18 protein-coding genes and 1 pseudogene are annotated in these 17,163 nt (G+C 61.3%); 7 read left to right on the top strand and 12 right to left on the bottom strand.

Annotated features, from left to right (window positions below; translation table 11 throughout):
• Positions 1-78: 78 nt before the first annotated feature.
• From QM996_RS24920 to QM996_RS24935, 4 genes and pseudogenes are all read right to left on the bottom strand, one after another.
• A pseudogene (locus QM996_RS24920) lies at positions 79-494 on the bottom strand (type II toxin-antitoxin system VapC family toxin).
• A 193-nt stretch (positions 495-687) separates the two neighbouring features.
• Positions 688-912 carry a hypothetical protein gene (locus QM996_RS24925; RefSeq protein ID WP_500270380.1) on the bottom strand — a complete coding sequence of 75 codons (225 nt, stop codon included), beginning with the start codon at positions 910-912 and terminating at the stop codon, positions 688-690.
• 25 nt (positions 913-937) lie between these two features.
• Positions 938-1,114, bottom strand: a complete 177-nt coding sequence (locus QM996_RS24930) for a hypothetical protein (protein ID WP_500270381.1) — start codon at positions 1,112-1,114, stop codon at positions 938-940.
• Positions 1,098-1,358, bottom strand: a complete 261-nt coding sequence (locus tag QM996_RS24935) for a type II toxin-antitoxin system prevent-host-death family antitoxin (RefSeq protein ID WP_334196621.1) — start codon at positions 1,356-1,358, stop codon at positions 1,098-1,100. Before QM996_RS24935 ends, QM996_RS24930 begins: the two co-directional genes overlap by 17 nt.
• Positions 1,359-1,571: 213 nt before the next feature.
• Between QM996_RS24935 and parS the strand changes: the two genes are divergently transcribed.
• Both parS and QM996_RS24945 read left to right on the top strand, forming a co-directional pair.
• Positions 1,572-2,054 carry a type II RES/Xre toxin-antitoxin system antitoxin gene (gene parS, locus QM996_RS24940; protein ID WP_334196622.1) on the top strand — a complete coding sequence of 161 codons (483 nt, stop codon included), beginning with the start codon at positions 1,572-1,574 and terminating at the stop codon, positions 2,052-2,054.
• Positions 2,051-2,557, top strand: a complete 507-nt coding sequence (locus QM996_RS24945) for an RES family NAD+ phosphorylase (RefSeq protein WP_334196623.1) — start codon at positions 2,051-2,053, stop codon at positions 2,555-2,557. Before parS ends, QM996_RS24945 begins: the two co-directional genes overlap by 4 nt.
• 75 nt (positions 2,558-2,632) lie before the next feature.
• Here the strand turns inward: QM996_RS24945 and QM996_RS24950 are convergent, their stop codons facing one another.
• Both QM996_RS24950 and QM996_RS24955 read right to left on the bottom strand, forming a co-directional pair.
• Complete coding sequence (locus QM996_RS24950; protein WP_334196624.1) at positions 2,633-3,574, bottom strand: DUF2493 domain-containing protein; 942 nt, start codon at positions 3,572-3,574, stop codon at positions 2,633-2,635.
• A 377-nt stretch (positions 3,575-3,951) separates the two neighbouring features.
• Positions 3,952-4,998 (bottom strand): DUF7146 domain-containing protein, encoded by a 1,047-nt coding sequence (locus QM996_RS24955; protein WP_334196625.1) that lies wholly within the window; start codon positions 4,996-4,998, stop codon positions 3,952-3,954.
• A gap of 426 nt (positions 4,999-5,424) precedes the next feature.
• Between QM996_RS24955 and QM996_RS24960 the strand changes: the two genes are divergently transcribed.
• From QM996_RS24960 to QM996_RS24970, 3 genes are all read left to right on the top strand, one after another.
• Positions 5,425-6,102, top strand: a complete 678-nt coding sequence (locus tag QM996_RS24960) for a ZinT family metal-binding protein (protein ID WP_334196626.1) — start codon at positions 5,425-5,427, stop codon at positions 6,100-6,102.
• Positions 6,103-6,412: 310 nt separating this feature from the next.
• Positions 6,413-7,603 carry a DUF1173 domain-containing protein gene (locus QM996_RS24965; protein ID WP_334196627.1) on the top strand — a complete coding sequence of 397 codons (1,191 nt, stop codon included), beginning with the start codon at positions 6,413-6,415 and terminating at the stop codon, positions 7,601-7,603.
• Between the two features lie 87 nt (positions 7,604-7,690).
• Positions 7,691-7,891 (top strand): hypothetical protein, encoded by a 201-nt coding sequence (locus tag QM996_RS24970; RefSeq protein ID WP_334196628.1) that lies wholly within the window; start codon positions 7,691-7,693, stop codon positions 7,889-7,891.
• Here QM996_RS24970 and QM996_RS24975 read toward each other — a convergent pair.
• The 4 genes from QM996_RS24975 to QM996_RS24990 all read right to left on the bottom strand — a co-directional run bounded on the left by QM996_RS24975 (position 7,881) and on the right by QM996_RS24990 (position 12,401).
• Entirely contained in the window at positions 7,881-8,183 is a 303-nt protein-coding gene (locus QM996_RS24975; protein ID WP_334196629.1) for a hypothetical protein, read from the bottom strand. The genes QM996_RS24970 and QM996_RS24975 overlap by 11 nt on opposite strands.
• Before the next feature lie 88 nt (positions 8,184-8,271).
• Positions 8,272-9,462, bottom strand: a complete 1,191-nt coding sequence (locus QM996_RS24980) for a DUF932 domain-containing protein (RefSeq protein WP_334196630.1) — start codon at positions 9,460-9,462, stop codon at positions 8,272-8,274.
• A gap of 153 nt (positions 9,463-9,615) precedes the next feature.
• Positions 9,616-10,038 carry an antirestriction protein gene (locus QM996_RS24985; protein ID WP_334196631.1) on the bottom strand — a complete coding sequence of 141 codons (423 nt, stop codon included), beginning with the start codon at positions 10,036-10,038 and terminating at the stop codon, positions 9,616-9,618.
• 206 nt (positions 10,039-10,244) lie between these two features.
• A complete protein-coding gene (locus QM996_RS24990) occupies positions 10,245-12,401 on the bottom strand; it encodes a ParB/RepB/Spo0J family partition protein (protein ID WP_334196632.1) in 2,157 nt (718 codons plus the stop codon).
• Positions 12,402-12,810: 409 nt separating this feature from the next.
• On the opposite strand from QM996_RS24990, the gene QM996_RS24995 reads away from it, so the two are divergent.
• On the top strand, positions 12,811-13,536 hold the full coding sequence (locus QM996_RS24995) for a GSU2403 family nucleotidyltransferase fold protein (RefSeq protein WP_334196633.1): 726 nt from the start codon (positions 12,811-12,813) through the stop codon (positions 13,534-13,536).
• 70 nt (positions 13,537-13,606) lie between these two features.
• On the opposite strand, the gene QM996_RS25000 is transcribed toward QM996_RS24995, so the two are convergent.
• Together QM996_RS25000 and QM996_RS25005 are read right to left on the bottom strand one after the other, a co-directional pair.
• Positions 13,607-14,707: a DUF475 domain-containing protein gene (locus QM996_RS25000; RefSeq protein WP_334196634.1), complete on the bottom strand. Its 1,101-nt coding sequence runs from the start codon at positions 14,705-14,707 to the stop codon at positions 13,607-13,609.
• An 808-nt stretch (positions 14,708-15,515) separates the two neighbouring features.
• A complete protein-coding gene (locus QM996_RS25005) occupies positions 15,516-15,734 on the bottom strand; it encodes a hypothetical protein (protein ID WP_334196635.1) in 219 nt (72 codons plus the stop codon).
• A gap of 483 nt (positions 15,735-16,217) precedes the next feature.
• Between QM996_RS25005 and QM996_RS25010 the strand changes: the two genes are divergently transcribed.
• Complete coding sequence (locus QM996_RS25010; RefSeq protein ID WP_334196636.1) at positions 16,218-17,126, top strand: DMT family transporter; 909 nt, start codon at positions 16,218-16,220, stop codon at positions 17,124-17,126.
• Positions 17,127-17,163: the final 37 nt, after the last annotated feature.

A 17,163-nucleotide genomic window follows, 5' to 3' on the forward strand; every position in this document is an offset into this window, starting at 1 on the left:
GGCTATCTGAGCCGTCGGTGTTCGCCAGGCACATCGCCATTGGCAAGCGCGCCATCCGAGCGATCGGTGCCGGCTTGGTCAGCGGAACCAAGCCCCTCGGAGATCACGAGGAACCGAGCAAGTCACGAACGGAATGCCATAGAGCGCGACATGCTGATCCTGGGAAACGAAATGCGCTCCCTCCGCCACGGCCCGCGCCATGAGAAGATGATCGAAGGAATCGCGGTGATGAAGTGCAAGGGCCGTAAGAGCGATAAGATGCGCATCTGTGATATCCAGCCGGTCGAACCCCTGACCCGGCGAGATCTCAAGAATCTCTTCTATATCGGCATCAAGTTTGCCGATCCGCAGCTTCACGGTGATTTCCCAAAGGGAGACGGCACGACGAGGACGTCGTTCTCAGGATCGCCGATAAGGCCTCGCGCATGATTCCCCAGCTTCTCGTCGTCGTTCCGCCACCACAACAAGGCATGCGTATCGAGCAGCAGCCTCACGTCGGAAGGGCGCGGTCTTCTCGCCTGCCCGTCGAGACGACCGCGGTGACCATGCCAGCCAACAGCACTGCGATATCTCGATGCGCTGGCCGGTGCGGAGATCGACCAAGGCGATCTTGCCACGGTCCCGTCTCGGCACAATCGCTGTCGCCTCGACGTATGCTCCGACCCGTCGTGTGGGGCCGGCGTTCGCTTACTCCGTCCGATTGACGCGTCGTCCCGATTTGCGCGACGCCTGGCCGAAGGCTGCGGCAATCCTCATCATGAAGGCTTTGCTGAACCGGCCAAGCGCTGGCTCGTCCGGCTCGATATACCAGGATCGTTCGGCGACATCGTAATTGTATTCGTCGACAAGGATCCAGCAGCGCTTGAGGTCGCTGAGGCCTGCCCGCCAGCACTCGATATCGGAAACTTCCAAGGCGATCCGATCCGCCTGCAGCGGGTCATCTGGTGATCGCGAGAAGCGCCAGATGCGTCAAGCCGTCATTCACGCCACGGACAGCGTCCACGACGCAGGTCGGCCGGGTCTTGCGGCCCTCGGCTTTCCGCACTCGTGTTGCCACGCCCATATGGGGATAGGCAATCACCTGGCCGGGCAGGAACTCATGACTCATCGTCATACCCCTCGCCGCGCCCGAGCCGGTCGATCTCCGCGGCGAAGAGCTCCTTATGTTCCTGCGGCATATCCGAAGCGCGATGGGCGCTGCGCGGATCGCCGCCGGTGCGCATCCGCTCGTAGTTTTCGTAGCTCATCAGCACGAAGCGGGGTTTCCGGTGCTTGGTGAGAACGACGGGTTCGCGGCTCGCGGCGTCGGTGACGTCGCCAACCTGCTTGTTGAGATCGCCCGTCGTGAACTGACGCATGGTCATACTCCTTTGTCTTTATCCATAACATCGATCCTTTCCAGATTTTGCAAGAAAACGGCGCTTAGCGCCATCTCCAACAGCCTGCGAGACAGGGGATGCTAGTGACATAGTTGCCCGGTCCGGCGAAGTCGCCGGCTGCACGGTTCGAACCTTGAAATTGCTCGCGACACATGACATATAATGAACGACAGATGACATGGGAGAAAGATCATGGCCATCGCAGCAAAAGCACCTTCTTCAGCAAGCGGTGGCGAACTGCAAAAGATTGAAGCGTTGCTCGGCGGATCGCGCGTTCTGGCGCGCCGCTTGACCAATGCGCTCGACGCGCATGAACTGCTTCTAAACGGCTTGCCCGCGTTGGCGCTCGATCATCTTGTCGGTAACCTCGTCGTCATCGGCAAGAACGAGTCTCTTGAAAAGGCGGTCGGTATGAGCCTGCGCACCTGGCAGCGTCGGAAGGAGACGCCTTCCAAGCCCCTCAGCCAGGAACAGAGCGGCCGTGCCTGGAAGTTCGCCGAGATCCTCGCAAAAGCAACGGATATCTTCGGATCGCAGGCGGAAGCAGAGCAATGGCTGGAGCGCCCAGCCGTCGGCCTCGATCAGCGCCGCCCGATCGATCTTCTCGGGACGCCCGCCGGTGTCGAGTTGGTAGAGGATCACCTCGACCGCCTCGAATATGGCATCTATGCATGACCCTTTTGCCGATCGCGCTCGGCGGAACGGAGTTGATTGCATGGCGGCTCGATCAGGCCGTCCATGCGCCAACCTGGGATAGCGGAGAAGGAGCCTATCGGGTTGGCGGCCGCTGGAACAGCAAGGGCGCGCGTGCCGTCTATTGCTCACTCGATCCGGCAACCGCAATCCTTGAGGTTGCGGTTCACAAGGGGTTTCGGGCGCTCGACACAGTGGCGCACATGATGACGGCGGCAATCATTGCCGATCCCGGCGACGTCCATCTCGTCGATCCAGCGAGCTTGCCAAACCCCAACTGGCTGCGCCCCGGGATTCCCGGTGCGGGCCAGCAAGCCTTCGGGGACAATCTGCTTCGCCGCCACCGTTTCGTCGCGATCCCGAGCGCGGTGTCGCCGCATAGCTGGAATCTGATTTTTCTCGCCGGCGGCGCGACCGGCGCCTATGCCCTGAAATTCCAGGAAGCGTTTGCCCTCGATACAAGGCTACATCCTCCCACGGCATGAACGAGCTGTGGTTGCGCGCAACCTGCGACGCGATCTCGCAAACATCCGGCTCTTCCCGTGCGAAGAAAACGGCGCTCACGCGCCATCTCCTGCAGCCCGCCAGACCGGGATGCCGAGTCGGCGGGCCTTGTCGGCGAGGTTACCAGTGATGCCGGAGCCGGGAAAGATGACGACGCCTGATGGCATGACCGAGAGCATGTCGTCGTTACGCCGGAAAGGTGCCGCCTTGGCGTGCTTCGTCCAGTTCGGCTTGAAGGCGATCTGCGTCACCTTGCGCGCCTCGGCCCAGCAGGCGGCGATACGTTCGGCTCCCTTCGGCGAACCGCCATGCAACAGCACCATGTCGGGATATTTGGCGAGAGCCTGATCGAGTTTCGCCCAGATCCGTTCGTGATCGTTGTAGTCGATGCCGCCGCCGAAGGCGATTTTCGTGCCGGCTGGGATCAGCACCTCGGTCTCGGCGCGGCGGCGGGCGGAAATAAAGTCGCGGCTGTCGATCATCGCCGCGGTCATGTTGGCATGGCTGACCTTGGAGCCGGTCCGCGGACGCCAGGCGGATCCGGTCTGGGCTTCGAAGAGATCGGCTGCATAGTCGCGCATGAACTCGAAGGCGTTGCGGCGCTCGAGAAGCGTGATGCCTTCTACGATAAGGCGCTCAAGCTCGACGCTTTTCACCTCTGAGCCGTCCTGCTCCCTCTGTCCGCTTCGTTGCGCATCCTCGTTGCGCTGGAGCTCGCGCTGGATGCGCTCGCCGGCGCGGTGGAAGAGGTTGACCGTCGACCAGAGCAGATCTTCGAGATCGGGCTCCAGCCGCGTGTCGCCGAGCATCTCGAACAGGGCATCGAAGACCGCGGTCAGCGCCGACTGAACGACCGGCTCCTCGGGCAGTGGGCGCGGGTCCGGTTCGTCCTGGAAGGGGCGATGCCCGTTGATCTGCATCTCGTAGATGAAGCGATCGGTTGGGGAAGAGGCGTGGCGGGGCTCGAAGGCGTCGTCGAGGGACAAGGTAAGGTTCATCATGGTCTCCGTCGGTTTGGGCCGCGCCTCTCGCGGCCTGACGGCGATCCCTTCCATGCGGCAGACGGGCCGGAACCGCGAGCGCAGCGAAGTGGCCCAGCGAAGCGCCGGGCGGCGGAAGACGGGTTTCTTGGCCCGCGAGGAGCGCCGGCTTCCGCATCGACCCGAAAAGTGGGAACCGCTTTTCGGAACAGCCGATGCGGCAGGCAAGTGCCGGCGCGGGGAAGAAACCCGACTGACCCGCTGAAGGCTCGACCGCCGCATGGTAAGGGTCGCCTCTCGGCAGGCCCGTGGGCGCGCGCCACACGATCGGCGACCGGTATGGACCGGTTTTCCCTGCCAAGCCGCGCCCTCTCCCGCCTTCCCATCCAGCCGCATCACGAGGGCAGAAAGGCTAGAGCGTCTTCCGGTGCGAGCTGGGCTCTCAGATGCACAGTGAGCCGGTCGGGTCCGAGCCGGCGCAGGTCCTCGTTGAAGTCGCCGAGTTCCGGGGCGAGCACAAGCGGCAGGACCCCGAGCGCCTGCGCGCGGCGGCTCAGTCCCTCGATAGCGTGTCGACCTGCGGCATCGGCGTCGGCACCGATGTAAAGGCGCAGGCATCCATCGGGCAAGCGGAAGGCGGCGAGGTGATTTGCGGTCAGCGCCGAGACCATCGGCATGCCCGGCATCACATGCGAGAGGGACAGAATGCTCTCGAGCCCCTCGCCGGCGACCATCACCGGAACGGGGCCATGGACCGGGAAACGGAAGCGCACTGCGTTGCCGAGCAGATTGCCAAGAGCGCGGCGGGGATTCTCGACCTTCGCCTTGCTGACGCCGTCCGGATCGAGCCCAGAGGACCCAAGGTAAGTGCGATGGACGCCAGTGATCGCGCCGGAGGGATCGGTCACGGCGGCGATCAGGGCCGGATAGCTCAACGTGCTGCCGGTGACGAGGTCCCGGTAGTAGCAGGACGGATGGAACCGCAGGGCCGGATGCACGGAGGCCCGCGGGATGGCGCGCTGACGCAGATACCGGTCGGCAAGCGTGCCGGCGAGCGGCTGCGTCATGCGGAACAGGCGTTTTGCTCGTTCGCCTGCCGGTCTATCGATCGGCGGATCGGTGCGGGCGTCGCCCCTGCGGGACGACGCCGGATGGGGAAGGCTTAGGAAACGCCGCGCCTCCTCTGCGACATCACGGAAGTCCACCAAGCCGCAGGTTTCTCGAACGAGGTCGAGCAGATCGCCATATTGACAGGTTGCTGCATCTGTCCACCGCCCAGCGCGCGGGCCGGAGAGATGGACATAGAGCGACTTGCCCCTGCTGTTGGCGACATCGCCGACGATCCAGTAGTTGCCGGCCCGATGGCCGGCGGAGAGGTAGTAACGGCAGACCGCCTCGGCGTCGCGCGCGAGACGATCGGCCAATTGAGAAGCGGACAGCATTGCGATCACCCCCGTGCAGTGACATCGACGATGGGATGCCGTTCGATGAGGCGAGAGAGGAACGGCACGCCTTCCTCGGATGCCGGAATGAGAAACCTGAGCTTCGGCCGGTCGGCACAGAGACGATCGTGAAGCGGAGGAACTCCTTGCCGTCCGGCGCCACCTGGTCGTTCGGACCTTCAACTCCGATGACGATCCCAGAGACCCGGACCGGACGAGCTTTTCTCCCTCGCTCGCTTTGGCGCCCCCCAATGCGGCCCTCCTTCACCCCCGGCGGCGCGTTCGACCGCAATGGATCACGCGGCATCGCGCGGCCGAATGGCTCTTGCGTCGCTTCCGAAAGCAGGATAATCGGCAATGTGTAATGTTATTACATACCAGTCATCAGACATGACCCATACCCGATAACCGAAAAGGCTCCAAAGAATGCAGAAGATCAAAAAACTCGGCTACGCTCTCAGTGTTTCGTCAGCACTTCTTTTCGCGGGACAGGCTCTTTCCGAGGGAATGCAGGGCGCCCAAACGTCATCCGGGCATGATCACGCCCATAGCTATTCCCATAGTGCCAAAGGGTCCGTGTACGAAGGGTATTTCGAGGATGATCAGGTAAAGCCGCGCGCGCTTTCGGATTGGGAAGGCGATTGGCAGTCCGTCTATCCCTATCTGGTCGATGGGACGCTGGACCCGGTCATGGCGGACAAGGCAAAACACGGCGGCAAGAGCGTCGCCGAATATCGCGCCTATTACGACGCTGGATATAAAACCGACGTCGATCGGATCGTCATCGAGGGCAGCAACGTCACGTTCTTCCGCGGAAAAGAGTCTATCAGCGGAAACTATGAAACGGACGGCCATGAAATCCTCACCTACAAGAAGGGCAATCGCGGTGTCCGCTACGTCTTCAAGAAGACCGGTGGTGATGGTACCGCTCCGCAGTTCATCCAGTTCAGTGACCACATCATCGCGCCGGAGAAGGCGGGCCATTACCACGTCTATTGGGGCAGTGACCGTGCCGCCCTGCTGAAGGAAGTCACCAACTGGCCGACCTACTATCCGTCACACCTGAACGGCAAACAGGTCGTCGACGAAATGCTAGCTCATTGACCCTGCCGAACGTCGGCTGACGGGCTGGAGTGCCCAGATGCCTGAGTTCCCCGGCGCCGGCGAGTGACTGATCCTGATCGGCCTCGCCACGCCGAAAGCGGAACACGGAAGTCGTCATCGACGATGCCGTCAACGCCGCCCATTGGTTCCAGCCGAGCTGCGTTCCCCCCGGCGCGCGCCGACGGCGGTCTCCGCGACCCGGCCCCGAGGGGCGCAAATCTGCAACGCTATGGGGTTTTTACTGTCTGTTTTTTGATAGTAAAATGGGCGCTACCCGTGTACCTTCGGCCGAAGCAAGGGGAGAACCAAAGTGCGAAACTTCACGATCGGCGATCAGACGCTGGACGAATCCTCGCAGGAGTTTCGGGCGCTGCTTCCGCATGCCTATGAGCAGAGGCTTCGGCCGATGTGCATGTGCAAGGAGCCCCCGGTTGCGATGTATATCGCGCGCCTGGAGGATCAGTATCTCATCAAGCGCATGCCGCTTTCGGGGCGCGACCACAATCCTGCGTGCGCCTCCTATGAGCCGCCCTACGAACTTTCCGGTCTCGGTCCCCTGATCGGCAATGCGATCCAGATCGATGCCAGCGGCAAGGCCGACCTGAAGCTGGATTTTTCCCTGACAAAACGCGGGCCACGATCGGCGCCAGGCGCACCGGCTGAAGCAGCGGAGCCAAGCGTCCGCAGCGAGCCCAAGAAGCTGTCGCTCAGGGCGATGCTGCATTATCTCTGGGAGGCGGGCGAACTGACGGAATGGCGCTCGACATGGGCGGGCCGGCGCGGCTGGGGCCGGGTGCGCACCAGCCTCATCAATGCCGCCTCGCAGATGACCGCAAGGGGCGGTCCGTTGAGCGACATGCTCTTCGTTCCTGAGGTTTTTCACGCCGAGGACAAGGACGGGATTGCTGCCCGGCGCGCCGCCGCGCTCAAGGGTGTGCAAGCGACAGGTTCGGGACCGCGCAAGCTGATGATGATCGTCGCCGAGGTGAAGGAGTTTTCCGCAGCCCGCGAGGGACACAAGATTGTCGTACGGCATCTGCCCTTCCCGCTGATGATCGAGGATGGCGCCTGGCGGCGTCTCGCAGCCCGCTATGAGACCGAACTGGAGTTGTGGCGCTCGAGCGAGGCATTCCATCTGATGGTCATCGCCACCTTCGGCATTTCGACCGCCGGCATCGCGTCGGTCGAAGAGGTCTCCCTGATGGTGGTCAACGAGCATTGGCTGCCATTCGAGGATATCCACGAGTTACGGCTTTTGGAAAAACTCAGCCACCTCAAGCGAAAGAGCGTCAAGGGCCTGCGTTTCAACCTACCCCGCGATGCGCCGATCGTGTCGGTGACATTGCCGGAACAGAAACCCGCGCCCGTTGCGATGTTCATCGTGCCGGCAAGCGCCGGGGATGAATACGAGCAGGCACTCACCGATATGATCGACGCGAGGCCGGAGATCGCACCTTGGGTCTGGAGGGTGGCCGAGGGCGAGATGCCGCGACTTCCTTGATACGGGAACACGGAGTTGCGGGGCGTTGACAGGGCGAGACGAATAAGAACACCTGCGCCATTATCTGCCTTTTTCAATCGGACCATCATGAAGCCTGAAAAGAAACCGTTCGTCGTCGAGATCAAAAATCGGCGCCGCCTTTCTCGAAAAGAACATTCGATTTGGGGAAAAATCGACCTGAAAGCTGCTGGCGATCAGGTCGGCGCCGAGGAGAGATCCGGCGAGCATGATGCGCCGATGCAAAATTCCGATGTTGCGGCCGAGAAAATCGCCGAGATCAACGTCTGATCGCGTCATAGACCAGCTTCGGAACCGCCCATCCGTTGACGTAGAAATATCGCTTCGCCTTGAGACGCGCGATATAGGCGTCCTGGGCCTTGTAGGAGGCGAGCCGGTTGAAGTGCGTCCGGGAATAATCGATCATTCCGTCCCCTTCGGTCAGCTCCAGCGGACCTGCCGCCGCCAGTTCCTCTATATGGGAGCGAAGCGATTTGACGAGGCCGTCAAATCGGTACTGCCTGTCCAGGGCGGCGTTCAGGCGGCCGCTCTGCATGGGAGAGAGTGCTTCGGTCTTGAACATGGGATTGCCTTTGCGTGAACGCGAAAACCCGGCGCGATGGCCGGGTTTTCATCGGAACGAAGGAGAGATTCCGCCGCGAAGACCGTAGTCAGGCCGCGCGTTCAAGCAGCTTTCGGGCCTTGCCTTCCAGTTCGAGCCGCGTGTCCTGATGGGCCTTTCCGCGGGCAAGCGCTGTGATGCCCTGGACAAAATCGAAGATGCTCTCCGGTGGCCTCCCTTCTTCGGAAAGCACCGTCTCGATGATCTTGCTGGTTTCGGCCTTGGAGAAGCCGCGCTTGCGCAGGAAATCCGAGCGATCCTCGTCATTTCGCGCAACGACCCGTGCACGTGCGGTGCGAATGCCGGCGATGAAGGGCGCGGGCGAGGAATTAGCGAAGTTCGTCAACGCCGGGGCGGCTTCATGGGCAAAACGTTGCGCCGCGAACTTCGAGTGCCGGATCGTGATTTCCTCGAAATTTTCGGTGCCCCACAAATTGCGATTGGCACAAACTGCCCGCAGATAGAACGACGCGATGCCGAGCGTCTTGGACCCGACCTCGGAGTTCCAGGCATAGAACCCGCGGAAGTAGAGATCCGGCTCCCCATTCGGCAGGCGACCAGCCTCGATCGGGTGGGTGTCGTCGACGAGGAACAGGAACACATCGCGGTCGCTGGCATAGAGCGTGGTCGTATCTTTCGTGATATCGACGAACGGATTGTGGGTCATGGTCGACCAGTCGAGCACGCCCGGCACCTTCCAGATCGTATCGCCGGTTCCGTTGCCGGCGATGCTCATCACGGCGGCAACCAGATCCTTATCCCAGATGCGCCCATATTCGGGGCCGGTCACCGCCCGGAGCTCGAGGCGGCCGTCATCCATCTCCAGTGTTTTGACCAGTTCGGCGTTGTGGTTCAGGAGCCCGTGCTGAAGATTGATCGCCGCCAGAGGTGCCGGCAGTTGCCGCATATAGCTCGCAGGCGCACCGACCAGGCTGCAAAGCTGACCGTAGCTCCAATGCGTCGGCGCAATCGGCTCACGCCCGCCGGGAACAATCAAGGCGAGACGCTCGGCATTGCCACGGGTGGCTTCCACGCGGATCTCCGCGCTTTCGACGGTTCGAACACGGGCGCGATCGGTTCTGGCGCTGACCGCGCGGTGGAGATCGGTGAGTGATAGGTAGCGCTCATCGTCGGGGCGCGAGAACCATTCGGACGAGACGCGGCCAATGCGTTCGCCGCGGGAAATATCGACCTTGAAGCCGGACGAGACCGGCCGCGGGCTGGAAATGATGGTGTTCATGCTAAAATCTCCTGAAACGAAGAGGCCCGGCTGCTCGCTCGCGCGACAACCGGGCTGGTGGGCTGGAAGATGGATCGCCGCCGAAGCGCCTGTGCGACGCGGCAAGCAGGCGGGCGCTCAGGCACGCCACCCGAGAGCGGCGCTTATTGGACCTCAATCGATCGCCTGGAATATTTCGGCAGCTTCCGGATGGTCGGCCGAATAGGCGTAGAGACGGCCGTAGCCTTCAGAGAGATGTTCGGATTGATACTGGAAGGAGAGATAGGAGAAGGCGAACAGCGTGGCGATGATGCCGGCGGCCTCGGCGGACACCTCCCCCTGAAATCCGGTGATCTCGCCGGTGATCCGAAACCGCGATTTGGATTGCGGAGCGAGGAACAGCGGCTTGCCCTCGTGTTCGTAGAAATCCCAGAAGCCGCCGCCATAGTCGAGCGGGCTCAGCCGCTCCATGAGGCTATAGACCGTGTTCTCGGCGACTATCAGGAGTGAACGCCCGAACAGGGTCGGCAGGAATTCCTGGCGACGCTCTTCGGGGACGATGGTGGCGCTTTGGGGTGCAATCGCGGATGTCGACATCGATTTATTCTCCAGAGAGGCGACAGGATTCAGACCGGGCAACCCTCTCTCCATCGCCCGGCTTCGCCCCTCCTCCGGCCCCTCTCTTCCTCCACCCGCGGACAGCCGCCCCGCCCCGGCAAGACATGCTTTGTCTCCAACGTTCAGAAATCAGAAAGGCCCGACACAGTGCCAGGCCTCCGATTGAGCAATGAGTTTGGTAGCGATTATTCCGCGGCGCCGAGATGCGCACCGTCGCCCTCCGCACGATCGACGGATGCCTTTTCGGCATCCGCACCTTCCGTCAGGAAGGCCGGCAGTTCGACGCCAGCACTTTCCATGGCATCGTCATCGATAATCCCGTCCGCATCCGCTACAGGGGCAGAAGCGACCCCGGCCGGGGTCTCGTCGACCGGGAGCCGCAGCACTTCAGGGAGCCATCCACTGCCTTCCAGCAGCCGGGCGGCCTCACGCGCCATGTCGGGCTTCTTGAGGTGATCGATGAGCTGCGCCGACTGTTGGCCTTTCGCCTCGCGGACAGCTTGCAGGATATGGGCCTTTGTGACGCGCCCGAAGTAGTTGTCTACCGTCGGCGTCCAGCCTGCCTCGACCATGCTGAAGCCGATCGAATGGGCAAGCTGCTTGGCATGGGCGACTTCCCTCGAGCGCCGGTTCCAGGCCTGGACCGTGGCGTTCAGCGACAGCGAGACGCAATGGGCAAAGAGCGCCATGCGGCTGGCCTCGTCGAGTGCGATCAGATAGTCCCATACCTCGTCGGCATTGCCGGGAAGATCATAGCCCCAGGACTCCTGCCGCTCACCGATCTCCCTCGCCCAGATCGTATCGCCGAGCCCCTGCGTCTGGCTGAACGCGGTCTGCTGCGCGGTGATCTCCAGGCATGAGTCCGACCCGTATCTGTAGAAAGTTTTCAGGACGAACACGTGCAGGGTCGCGATAAATGCCATCACCGGATCATTGGCAAGCGCATTCCTGAGCGCGACAGTGCGGGTGGCCGTCAGATCCTCGATGAGGCGGTCGGAGAGCGGACGAATTTTTCCGTCATCTTCCTCCGTTTCCTCGATACCGACAGGCTTGCCGTTGATCGAAACTTCGCCGGTTGCATGACCGGCGAAGACATCATCACCGCTTTCACCGTCGTCGTCGTGATCGCCGGCCTCACCGCCATCGGTCTCGACCACCGGTTCATCTTCGGGCCGGACGAACCCGCGTTCGATCTTCAGCTCACCATTAACGCCAAGCGAGATGAAGGCGCCACCGCGGGCGACGTCTTCCGGATCGAAGACGTAAGGCCGATCGTTCAGGGCATCCAACGCGTTGCCGAGTTCCTCAAGCCGGGCTTCAGTTTCCTCGGAATAATCTTCCGCCGCCGCATATTCGGCATCGAGCTTGTCATATTCCGCCTTCAAGGCATCATGGCGCACAAGCTCCTCCTCGGTGTACTCGACCCGTTCACCGTAGAAGCGGCGAAGGCCGGAGGTGTGGCCATAAGGAAAGTCAAGGGCGGCATCGACCCATTTCCAGCCCTCTTCGGTCTTCAGTGCTTCGGCGTCGGCAGTCAGCTTTTCGAGCACGAGCTGTTCGAGCAGCGCCGGGTCCTGCAGCCATCCGCCATTGTCCTCATCGAACAGGTCGCGCATCACGACGCCGCCGGCGGCCTCATAGGCGCTGATGCCGACATACACGGCGCGTCGATCGGATGCCCGGACCGCGGTTTCCGTCAGCATCCGGCGTATATAATAGGCGTCCTGATTATGGGATCGTGAGATCGTGTCCCAAACTTGCTCCTGCCGGACGTGGTCATTGGTGATCGAAAATGCCATGACCTGGCCGAGCTTCATCTCGTCATTGGCATAGAATTCGAGCAGGCGCGGCGAGACGGAGGCCAACCGCAGGCGCTGCTTCACCGTCGCAACCGAGATGTGAAAACGGGCAGCGATCTCTTCTTCGTCGAGCCCCTGCTCGCGCAGCGCCATCATACCGCGAAACTCATCCAGAGGATGGAGATCGAGGCGCTTGACGTTCTCGGCAAGCGAATCCTCGACTTCCAGGGTTTCGCCCTTGCTGACGATGCAGGGTATTCCGGCGGTCTCGGACAGCTTCTTCTGGTTGACCAGCAGTTCCAGCGCACGGTAGCGACGGCCGCCCGCCGGAATACGGTAGATGCCGGTCTCTTTGCCGTCGGTGTCAACTTCGGCACGGACGTTGAGGCTTGTCAGCAGTCCGCGATGGGCAATGTCTTCGGCAAGCTCCTCGATCGATACGCCCGCCTTGGTCTTGCGCACGTTCTGCTGGCTGAGAACGAGCTTGTTGAAGGGAATGTCACGCCCGGCGTTGAGCGTGATTTTCTGGATGGCCTGTGCCATATCGTTTCTCCGTAGCGGGCTGGCCGGAGCCTCTCTCCAACAACCGCAACCCGCCGCGAACGCCCCCTTCCCCTCTCCCTCCTTCTGCGTCCGCAGCCTTCACCGTTCCGGCTGGCTTGCAAACCTCAGGTGAGGATCTTCCACTCGGCCACCGCCATTCCCATGCCACTCGCGGGCGTCGGTCCCAGGAGTCAACGCAGGCAACGGGCCGTAGTAACGCGGGCGGACGAACTAATTTCAGGACAAATTCAACAGGATGTCATAGTTCCGGGTCGGAGCTGTACGCACTGCTTTGGGCGTCCCCCTGCTACCGGCTGGCGCCGCCGGAGGGCATCGAACTCCTTGACCTATGCGGCCGGCAGGGCCTGTGGCGCATGCAACAGTCGGAGCGAAAGGCTTTGGGGCCGTCGTGCGAGGTTTTGAACTTCCCGATCACCAGAGGTCAATGAGCATCGGACGGCGGGGCGCACCGCCCAAAATCGCGGCCGCAACCGAGCAGCCGTGGCTCGGCAGCAAGTTGGTTGTGGTGGGCACGAATGCGATGCCTGCCTACAGCATCGAGGCAGGTGGTGAGATCAATGACGCTCCGGCCGAAACTGACGATTTCGACATGACGTGGTCAGCCCTCGTCAAAGATGAGGCAGACTTGGGCGTTATGGCAATGTTGAAAGCGGTGGACAGCACCTACACCGTGAATACAGAACGTACTTTTCAGGTTCGGAATGCAAAAGCTTTTGAATTTGAGCTTCTGGTGGCCCCATCGAGGGTCGGTAACATGGTCCACAGTGACAAGCCCAGCCCGTTGCCGCTAGAGGAGCAGGAGTGGCTGCTGTTAGGAACGCATCTGAGCCATGTTGTCGTTGCCCGGGATGGAACTCCTGCTCGTTTGGTAGTGCCAGACCCTCGGTACTTTGGCTTACAAAAGCTCTGGATGTCGGAGCAAGAGAAACGCGACCCACGGAAAAGGCCGAAGGACCGCAGGCAAGGCATGGCTGTGTTATCGGCAACGAAGGCGACAATGCCGCATATTCCAATGGATGAAGAATTCGAGAAGGCGATTCCAGTAGAACTCCAACCTTTCTATGAGGCGTGGAAGGTGAACTATATTGAGTCACCAACACCTCGCTGGCGGTAGCAGCGCGCGCTACTGGGAAAAGCACCGGCGGACGTGTCCGCCGGGTCCGTTTTCACCTCGTGAGACGTTATCAGGCGCGCAGTCCCTGCTGAGAATCCGCCGTTTCCGCCTGTTCCATTTCGCGTTCGCGCCTGTTGTAGCGGATTGACGACCAGAGCGAGATGCCGATGAGGGCAGCCCCACCGAGGCCGGTGATCACTTCCGGAATGTGGATCAGGGTCTGGAAGTACATGACGACTGAGAGGATCAGGATCGCGTAGAATGCGCCGTGTTCCAGGTAGCGGTATTCGCTGAGCGTACCCTTCTCTACCAGCATGATCGTCATGGAACGAACATACATGGCGCCGATACCGAGGCCAATCGCGATGACGAAGAGGTTCTGCGTCAGCGCGAAGGCACCGATGACGCCGTCGAACGAGAAGCTGGCATCAAGCACTTCGAGGTAGAGGAAGGCACCGAAGCCGCCCTTTGCCGCCGCACTCATGGTTTCCTGCGAGGCGTCGAGCAGGCCGCCGACCACCTCCACCACGAGGAACGTCAACAGACCGTAGATCGCCGAATAGACGAAGGTGTGAACCTCCGCCGGATCGAGCAGGGTCGAGAAGCCGAGGATGAGTGCCAGAACGAACGCGATCTCGATGCCCTTGATGGTCGCAAACCGCGCCATCTTGCTCTCGACCCATTTGATCCAATGCACGTCCTTCTCATGGTCGAAGAAGTAGGTCAGGCCGACCATCATCAGGAAGGTGCCGCCGAAGGCGGCGATCGGCAGATGCGCGTCGTTCATGATGCGCGCATATTCCTCGGGCTTGCTTGCGGCGAGAACGATCGCTTCGATCGGGCCGATTTTCGCCGCGATGACGACGATCAAGAGCGGGAAGACGATGCGCATGCCGAAAACCGCGATGATGATACCCCAGGTCAGGAAGCGATGCTGCCACTCGGGCGTCATGTCCTTGAGCTTGTTGGCATTGACGATCGCGTTGTCGAAGGACAACGAGATCTCCAGCACCGCAAGCACGGTGCAGATGAAGAAGACCGAGACCATCCCACCGACGGTTCCGGTCGACTGCCAGCCGAGCCAGGCGCCGAGCACAAGCCCGACCGCCGTGACGATGAAGGCCCATTTGAAATAGCCGAGCGCGCTCGCGTGCGATTGAGGCTGTGTCATCGACGAGCCTCCTTCGCGCGAACAACGCCGGATTCAGTGAAGAAATGCGGTTTCAAAACGGAAATACGCACAGCCGAAGGGGCACATGCGTGAGGCATGAGATCAGTTTTCATTGGAGCTAATCCGCCGGCTAATTTGCTGGCGGTACCGACATCACGAGAGCGCCGTAAAAACTCTCGCCAGAGGGGCCCGGCACCAGTGTTCCTCCCGCGTCTGATGTCTTAAGGGCGGGAGCGATTTCCTAAATAGCAACGTCCGGAGGAACGTCAAGGGGCGCTCTTGCTTTGTCTGGCGATCACCAAACGGTTTGCTGGGATTGGCTTTCTGCCCGGCTCCTCGCAGACGTGGACGCAAGCACCAACATCGCACCAGTTCCCAACGTCAGCTTCGCAGCTTTGGAATTGGCAAGTGAATTCGACAAAATCGAATCTGATGCCCAACGCAACGCGGTCAAGAAGCTCGTCGAACCGTTGGCGCGCCGCGCCTCGACACGTCCCGCAGATGACTTGGGTTTCGACCGCGGACGCCCCCTCGCATAATAGAACAGATCGGCCGGGAGCCGCTACCACCCGACGCGCTGCGCAGCCGGCGACGGCCGGCGCGCCGGTACGTCCGCGTAAGCCGGGAGGCCAGGACCTTGATCTACGCCGTCAAGAATAGGCACCCGAACGCTTTCAAGAAGGACAATGCCCGTGCCGCATTTCTCACCGTGTTTCGGCAAAGACGACACGCAAGACGCTCCACGATCTTGCGAGCGTCAAGGACGATCGACTGACCAATCGGCTCGTCTCGACGAGCTGGCCCAGGCTTAGTCAGCTGCAGGCCAGTTGTTAGATGGTTCTTCGACGAACTGCTCGCTGACGTCATCGGCGGGATCGGGATCTCTGTCGTAAGCGAGGCGCAAGTGTCCTAAGTCTTCGAGAATGGCGGCGCAGACATCCCTACGCTGCGCTCCGCGGTTGACGGCCGCGTCGATCAGACTCTCGAGACCAAGACGCAGGTCACCCCGCCAGTCATGTTTCGGCATTGCTGCTCCTCCGTCTCATGGTTGAAGGGAAAGCTCGATCCAAATGGGCGCGCGATCAGTGGTATGATCCCAGCCGTGCACCTGCTTGTCGACCCCTGCACCCGAAAGCCTTCGGGGAGCGTCCGGGCTGAGGCCTTTTCGATCCACGGTAGTGAGCAGTTTGCAAACATTACGCCGGCAGATCGACAAAGCCTTTTTCGTACGCGGACGCGCCAACGCTCGCAGCGACCTTTTGTGCTGCATGCGCAAGTTGCGTTGCGCACGCGAACAACCGCACCAGACTGAAGCCGTACCCCTCCTCGATCGCGCCGGTGTCTGAGGGGGTGAGTATCAGCTCTCGTGTTGGGATAGGGCGGTATCTTCGTTGGGCACCCGAACACCCACACCCATTCATTCGCAAAACTTATCGTTCCATATGCGAACGGCAATGGATCGACGGATCGGAATGTGTCATGGCCTGCACAACTTGCTGAAGGCCGTAATATGACTGTGATCACCGCCCCCGTAACCGTCCCGAATGCCGCCCGGACCGGCGTCCTCATCATGCTGCTCGGCATGCTGATGTTCTCGCTGAACGACGTTATAGGGAAATGGCTGGTTGCGACCTATTCCGTCAGCCAGTTGATGGTGATCCGCAGCATTGCGGCCCTTTTGTTCCTATCGCCCTTCATTCTCCGGCGCGGATTGCGCTCGATGTTCCAGATCGAGCGGCCGGGACTGCAGGCGCTTCGCTCGCTGCTCTTTGCGATCGATGCCTCCGCTTTCTATTTCGCGGTCGCCTATATGCCGCTTGCCGACACCATGACCTACTGGCTGGCGGCGCCGATCTATGTCGCTGCTGCCTCGCCGTTCCTGCTCGGCGAGAAGGTCGGCTGGCGGCGCTGGACGGCGATCCTCATCGGCTTTGCCGGTGTCTTGATCGCGCTCGAACCTTCCAAGGAAAGCCTTGGGCTGCCGGCACTGATCGCGCTTGCAGGCAGCACCGCCTTCGCCTTTGCGCTGATGCTTGGCCGCACACTGCGCTCGACACCGGATACCACCCTCGTCTTCTGGCAGATCGTCGGCGCTTTGATCTTCTCGCTCGTCGGGGTCGCAGCCAATCCTTCCGGCTGGGCGCCGGTTGGAGGCGAGGCGCTGCTACAACTCGGCATGCTCGGTATCGTCGCAATGCTTGCGCATATGCTGGTCAACCGCTCGCTCAAGCTTGCCGATGCTGCGACGGTCGTGCCCTTGCAATACACGCTGCTTTTCTGGGCCGTGGTCTTCGGCTGGTTCTTCTTCGGCGACACACCTCGTGCGACGGTGATCATCGGGGCGGCATTGATCGTCGCCTCGGGCCTTTTCATCTTCTTCCGCGAGCAACAATTGAAGAAGCGGCAGGCGAAGGCCTGATCGAAGCTCCCGCCCAAGCCGGTTTCACCGAGCGTGT

The sequence above is a fragment of the Sinorhizobium chiapasense genome, assembly GCF_045277575.1.
GTDB classification, from domain to species: domain Bacteria; phylum Pseudomonadota; class Alphaproteobacteria; order Rhizobiales; family Rhizobiaceae; genus Ensifer; species Ensifer chiapasense_A.

Coding starts and splice junctions, on each gene's coding strand:
- QM996_RS24930 (WP_500270381.1), bottom strand. CDS start 1,114: ATGACGATGAGTCATGAGTTCCTGCCCGGCCAGGTGATTGCCTATCCC.
- QM996_RS24935 (WP_334196621.1), bottom strand. CDS start 1,358: ATGCGTCAGTTCACGACGGGCGATCTCAACAAGCAGGTTGGCGACGTC.
- parS (WP_334196622.1), top strand. CDS start 1,572: ATGGCCATCGCAGCAAAAGCACCTTCTTCAGCAAGCGGTGGCGAACTG.
- QM996_RS24945 (WP_334196623.1), top strand. CDS start 2,051: ATGACCCTTTTGCCGATCGCGCTCGGCGGAACGGAGTTGATTGCATGG.
- QM996_RS24950 (WP_334196624.1), bottom strand. CDS start 3,574: ATGAACCTTACCTTGTCCCTCGACGACGCCTTCGAGCCCCGCCACGCC.
- QM996_RS24955 (WP_334196625.1), bottom strand. CDS start 4,998: ATGCTGTCCGCTTCTCAATTGGCCGATCGTCTCGCGCGCGACGCCGAG.
- QM996_RS24960 (WP_334196626.1), top strand. CDS start 5,425: ATGCAGAAGATCAAAAAACTCGGCTACGCTCTCAGTGTTTCGTCAGCA.
- QM996_RS24970 (WP_334196628.1), top strand. CDS start 7,691: ATGAAGCCTGAAAAGAAACCGTTCGTCGTCGAGATCAAAAATCGGCGC.
- QM996_RS24975 (WP_334196629.1), bottom strand. CDS start 8,183: ATGTTCAAGACCGAAGCACTCTCTCCCATGCAGAGCGGCCGCCTGAAC.
- QM996_RS24980 (WP_334196630.1), bottom strand. CDS start 9,462: ATGAACACCATCATTTCCAGCCCGCGGCCGGTCTCGTCCGGCTTCAAG.
- QM996_RS24985 (WP_334196631.1), bottom strand. CDS start 10,038: ATGTCGACATCCGCGATTGCACCCCAAAGCGCCACCATCGTCCCCGAA.
- QM996_RS24990 (WP_334196632.1), bottom strand. CDS start 12,401: ATGGCACAGGCCATCCAGAAAATCACGCTCAACGCCGGGCGTGACATT.
- QM996_RS25000 (WP_334196634.1), bottom strand. CDS start 14,707: ATGACACAGCCTCAATCGCACGCGAGCGCGCTCGGCTATTTCAAATGG.
- QM996_RS25005 (WP_334196635.1), bottom strand. CDS start 15,734: ATGCCGAAACATGACTGGCGGGGTGACCTGCGTCTTGGTCTCGAGAGT.
- QM996_RS25010 (WP_334196636.1), top strand. CDS start 16,218: ATGACTGTGATCACCGCCCCCGTAACCGTCCCGAATGCCGCCCGGACC.